The sequence below is a fragment of the Nocardia tenerifensis NBRC 101015 genome (assembly GCF_000308715.1).
Taxonomy (GTDB): Bacteria; Actinomycetota; Actinomycetes; order Mycobacteriales; family Mycobacteriaceae; genus Nocardia; species Nocardia tenerifensis.
The window spans coordinates 1-4,928 of record NZ_BAGH01000361.1 but is presented as its reverse complement, the minus strand read 5'-3'; the positions used below and the strand labels follow the sequence as shown (position 1 = coordinate 4,928).

General features: G+C 70.5%; 4 protein-coding genes. 3 read left to right on the top strand and 1 reads right to left on the bottom strand.

All coding sequences use genetic code 11. From position 1 onward, the window contains the following. Window positions 1-559 (bottom strand): nitronate monooxygenase (locus ON39_RS28745; protein ID WP_040739079.1); only part of this gene is annotated, 559 nt, incomplete at its 3' end. Window positions 560-807: 248 nt separating this feature from the next. On the opposite strand from ON39_RS28745, the gene ON39_RS28740 reads away from it, so the two are divergent. The 3 genes from ON39_RS28740 to ON39_RS28730 all read left to right on the top strand — a co-directional run. Next, window positions 808-1,632, top strand: coding sequence for a M23 family metallopeptidase (locus ON39_RS28740; RefSeq protein WP_040739078.1), 825 nt, complete (start codon window positions 808-810; stop codon window positions 1,630-1,632). A gap of 94 nt (window positions 1,633-1,726) precedes the next feature. Then, window positions 1,727-2,713, top strand: coding sequence for a helix-turn-helix domain-containing protein (locus ON39_RS28735; protein WP_040739077.1), 987 nt, complete (start codon window positions 1,727-1,729; stop codon window positions 2,711-2,713). Window positions 2,714-3,005: 292 nt separating this feature from the next. Then, window positions 3,006-4,928: non-ribosomal peptide synthetase (locus tag ON39_RS28730; protein ID WP_040739080.1), on the top strand; the 1,923-nt coding region annotated here is incomplete at its 3' end.

Genomic DNA, 4,928 nt, shown 5'->3' with positions numbered 1-4,928 from the left:
CGCTCAGCGGGTCGGTGGCGTCGTCGGCCGGCCGGTCGACGAATGTGGCGCGGTGCCCGCCCGCCTCCGCACCCTGCGCGACGAGCACATCGGCCCCGCGTTCGACCGCGATCCGCGCCTCGGCCGGCGAGGTCACGGTCACCCAGGTCTCCGAGCCGACGGCGCGCAGCCGGGCGATCTCCTCGGCCGTCGGGCAGCCGAAGGTGAACGAGACGACCGCGACCGGGTCGGCGACGAGCAGGTCGAGTTTGGCGGCCCAGTCGTCGGTGTCGTGCTTCGCGTCGCCGACCGGGTGGTCGCGCGCGAGTTCGGCGAGGTAGTCCGCGAAGTCGGCGGCGGGGGTGGCCGGGCCCGGCACGAACAGGTTGACGCCGAAGGGTCTGCCGGTCGCGGCGCGCGTGGCGGCGATCCGGGCGGCGAGGTCGGTGGCGGACAGATAACCGGCGGCCAGCAGGCCGAGGCCGCCCGCCTCGGCGACCGCGCCGGTCAACTCGGGCGTGGAGGGTCCACCGGCCATCGGAGCGAGCACGATGGGGACGGTCAAGTCATCGATGATCACGGCTACAGTGTGGCCTACTGGACGCCTGACCCGGCGTTTACCTGCGTCTTTGCCGCAGAAGGTTGCGGAATGATCACGACGGGGTAGAGTTCCCGTCACAACGGATGCCAAACCGTTACATCGCAACTTTCTCCGGATCGTTACCGAACCGGAGGGCGACCGGCCCGGCACCGCTGAACCACCTGTTCTTCGGACGCAAGGACGCAGCTTTGTCGCACCACCGGGTAGGCCCCAGTTCCATTACCGTCATGAGCCTCATCGGCGATGAAATCTCGGGTCGGCCGACGCGGCACCGCGCCGAGTCCACCGCCACCGAGCGGGTGAAGGTCGCCGCGGGCGTCGCGGTCGCCGCGGGCGCCCTGATCGGCACCGTCTCGCAGATCGCCCCGGCCGTCGCCAGCCCGCTGCTGCCCGGCGCGCACGACGGCGACGAGGCCGCCGCCCCGATGACGTTCCGCGGCACCGGCATTCTGCCGGTCGCCCAGGCCAAGGCCGTCACCCCCGTGGCCGAGGCCCCGGCTCCCCAGGCGCCGGTCGCCGCCGAGATCGCCGCTCCCGTCGCCGCGCCGTTCGGCCTGCAGAACCTGCCGCCGGAGATCGCGGGCCCGCTGGCCCAGGCGGAGCAGATCCTCAAGGGTGTGCAGCAGCAGGTCGCGCCCGCCCCGTCGGGCGCGGTGCGCCCGGTCGGCGGCGAGATCAGCTCCGGCTTCGGCAGCCGCTGGGGCGAGATGCACTACGGCCTCGACTTCGCCGACCAGATCGGCGCCCCGATCCACTCGGTCAGCAGCGGCACCGTGATCGAGGCCGGCCCGGCGTCGGGCTTCGGCCTGTGGGTGCGCGTGCAGCAGGACGACGGCACCACCGCCGTCTACGGCCACGTCAACGAGATGTTCGCGCACGTCGGCCAGCGGGTGAACGCGGGCGACGTGATCGCCACCGTCGGCAACCGCGGCAACTCCACCGGTCCCCATCTGCACCTGGAGATCTGGGACCAGGGCGGCAACAAGATCGACCCGTTGCCCTATCTGGCGGCCAAGGGTGTGCCGCTGCAGTGGGGACCGTCGGCGCACTGATTCCGCTGCCCGGCTTGATATTCCGTAGATCCATGTGCCCCCCAGTGGCGGCCGGGACTCCCCACGAGGACCGGTCGGTCGATAGGCTCGGGCCGTGACAGAGCTGGGCGAAATCTTCGAGCCTGGATCACCACACGGCCGCACCTACGCCGTGCTGGTGCATCATCCTCGATCGAGCCTTCCCGATATAGCGCAATATCTGGGCGTATCGGAGGAGGCGGCGGCGGCCTCATTGAACGTGCTCGCCGACCTGCGCGCCGCCGTGCGCGTGGCGGGCCCCGAGGGCACGCCCGCGGTGTGGGACGCCCACGCCCCGGAGTCGTTGTCGGAGGCCGAGGCTCGGCGAAGACAACAGCAGATCAACCAGATGCACACGGCCGCGGCGCGACTCAGCGAGACGTTCCGCTCGGTGCGCCGCTCGCCGCGCAGCAACGGCGCGGTGGTCCCGGTCTTCGAACGCCTGGAGATGCTGGCCGATTTCGAGGAGATGCAGACCAGCGCGCGCACCTGCGTCAAGGTCATCGAGCGCGGGCCCTACCTCAGCGACGTCGAGCGCGAGCGACAGCTGTTCCAGCTCAAGCGGAGTCGGCTCGCCGAGGGCATCCGCTACCAAACGCTCTACCAGGACACCATTTATCAGGACCCGGAGCGGCTGCGGCACGCGCTGTCCACCAATGCCAGTGGGGCACAGGCGCGCACGCTGCCCGAGCCGCCGGTCAAAGTCATCATCAGCGACGACGAACGCGCTAGCCTGGTGCTGCACGTCGACGAGCGCCGCCCCGACCCCATGGGCTTGCGGATCACCGGCTCACCCGCGCTGGACTTGCTGATCAAGACGTTCGACGTGCTGTGGTCGCTGGCCGCGCCGATCTCGGTGAACCCGACGGCGGAGGCCCTCGACGAACGCGACCGCGCGATCCTGACCCTGATGGGTCTGGGTGCCACCGATGACACCATCGCGCGACGGCTCGGGATGTCTCGGCGTACTGTGGTCCGCCGGACCGCGCGACTGCTGGAGCGGCTCGGCGCGAGCACCCGATTCCAGGCCGGGGTGCAGGCGACCCGACGGGGATGGCTGTGAACTAGTTCACCGATCCGGGTCCTCGTGCAACGCCACCGGTCCGGCACCGATATACATCTGGATCTGGCAAGACACCGCTTCCATGGGGTAGCGGCAGGATGTGTGACCGAGAACAGGAGCCGAAGTCGGGGGCGTGGACCGTCGTCAGCGGCCCGTAGTAATCCAAGACAGCAGGCGTGGACACCGATCAGTCCCTTATATGATTGCTCGGACCGCGCTGGCCCCGGACGATACGCCCTAGGTATGGGGTAGGGCCGGGTCCTAGCTCGATGCGAGAGGTGAATGCACTCGAATGGAAACTGCCCGTCGTTCCGCTCGTGGTAGCCGTCGCCGCAGGTCGGGCAGCCCGCTGTTCGGGCAGTTGCTGACCGCCGCCGTCGAATCCGAGGCCAATGAGGTCGCCGTCCGGTTCAATCCGTCGGGCCGCCCCGACGACGACCGCGAGCTCACCTACGCCCAGCTGGACGCGACCTCCTCGCGGCTGGCCAGGGAGCTGATCGAGCGCGGCATCGGGCCGGGCGACGTGGTCGCCATCGGCATCGCCCGCAGCCTCGACTCGGTGGTCGCGGTCTGGGCGGTCGCGAAAACCGGTGCGGCCTATGTGCCGGTGGATCCGGCCTACCCGACCGACCGCATCAACCACATCCTGTCCGACTCCGGCGCCACCGTCGGATTGACGACCTCGGCCCACCGCCCGGTGCTCGGCACCGCCGTGTACTGGATCGAGCTGGACGACCCGGTGCAGGCCGCGCGGATCGCCGCGCGCCCCGAGCACCCCATCTCCTACACCGACCGGGTGCGTCCGCTGGACGAGCGGCACCCGGCCTACGTCATCTACACCTCCGGCTCGACCGGGCGGCCCAAGGGCGTCGTGGTCACCCACACCGGCCTGGCCGGCCTGGTGGCCGCCGAACGCGAGCACTACGGGGTCACCGCCGACTCGCGGGTGCTGCATGTGTGCTCGCCCAACTTCGACGTCTCGATTCTGGAGTTGCTGCTCGCCTTCTCGTCGGGGGCGACGCTGGTGATCGCGCCGCCGTCGGTGTTCGGCGGCTACGAGCTCGCCGATCTGCTGCGCCGCGAGCGCGTCACGCACATGCTGATCACGCCGGGCGCGCTGGAGTCGGTCGACCCGGCCGACCTGGACGACCTGCGGGTCGTGGTGGTGGCCGGCGACAAGTTCGGGCCGGAGCTGGTCGGTCGCTGGGCCGCGGACCGCGAGTTCTACAACGGCTACGGGCCGACCGAGGCCACCATTCTCGCGACGAGTTCGGCGCGAATGCTGCCCGAGGACCTCATCACCATCGGCTCGGCGATTCCGGGAGTCGGTGCGTTCGTGCTGGATTCGCGGCTGCGGCCGGTGCCGGCCGGTGTGGTCGGCGAGCTGTACCTCTCGGGTCCCGCGCTGGCGCAGGGCTATCTCGGCAAGCCGGGGCTCACCGCGGAGCGGTTCGTGGCCAGCCCGTTCGGCGCGGATACCGATACGCCTGGCGCGCGGTTGTATCGCACGGGAGACCTGGTGCGGCGCACCGAATCCGAAGACGGTGGGGTCATCGAGTACCTGGGCCGCTCCGACTTCCAGGTCAAGATCCGTGGTTTCCGTATCGAACTCGGCGAGATCGACAACGCGCTGACAGCGCACCCGGACATCGACTACGCGGCGACGCTCGGCAAGACGCTGCCGTCCGGCGCGACCGCGCTCGTGTCCTACGTGCTGCCGCGGCCCGGAACCACCGTCGACACCGGCGAACTCGCCGAGTTCATCGGAGAGTCGCTGGCCGCGTACATGATTCCGGCCGCCATCATGGTGCTCGATGAGATCCCGCTCACCCCGGTCGGCAAGCTGGATCGCGCGGCATTGCCCGCACCGGTGTTCGCCGCCAAGGCTTTCCGCGCCCCGTCGACGCCGGTCGAGGAGATCGTCGCCGATGTCTTCGCCGCGCTGCTGATCTCGGGTGACGAGGGTCGGGTAGGCGCCGACGACGACTTCTTCGAACTGGGCGGCAACTCGCTGCTCGCCGCGCAGGCCGCCGCCCGCATCGGGTCGGCGCTGCAGGTGCGGGTGCCGGTGCAGCTGCTGTTCGAGGCGACCACCGTCGCCGCGCTCGCCGAGCGGGTCGAGCGGCACGCGGGCTCGGCCGCCGGGCAGGCGCTGCACGCCCGGCCGCGCCCGTCCAGGGTGCCGCTGTCCTACGCGCAGCAGCGGATGTGGTTC

Coding starts and splice junctions, on each gene's coding strand:
- ON39_RS28740 (WP_040739078.1), top strand. CDS start 808: ATGAGCCTCATCGGCGATGAAATCTCGGGTCGGCCGACGCGGCACCGC.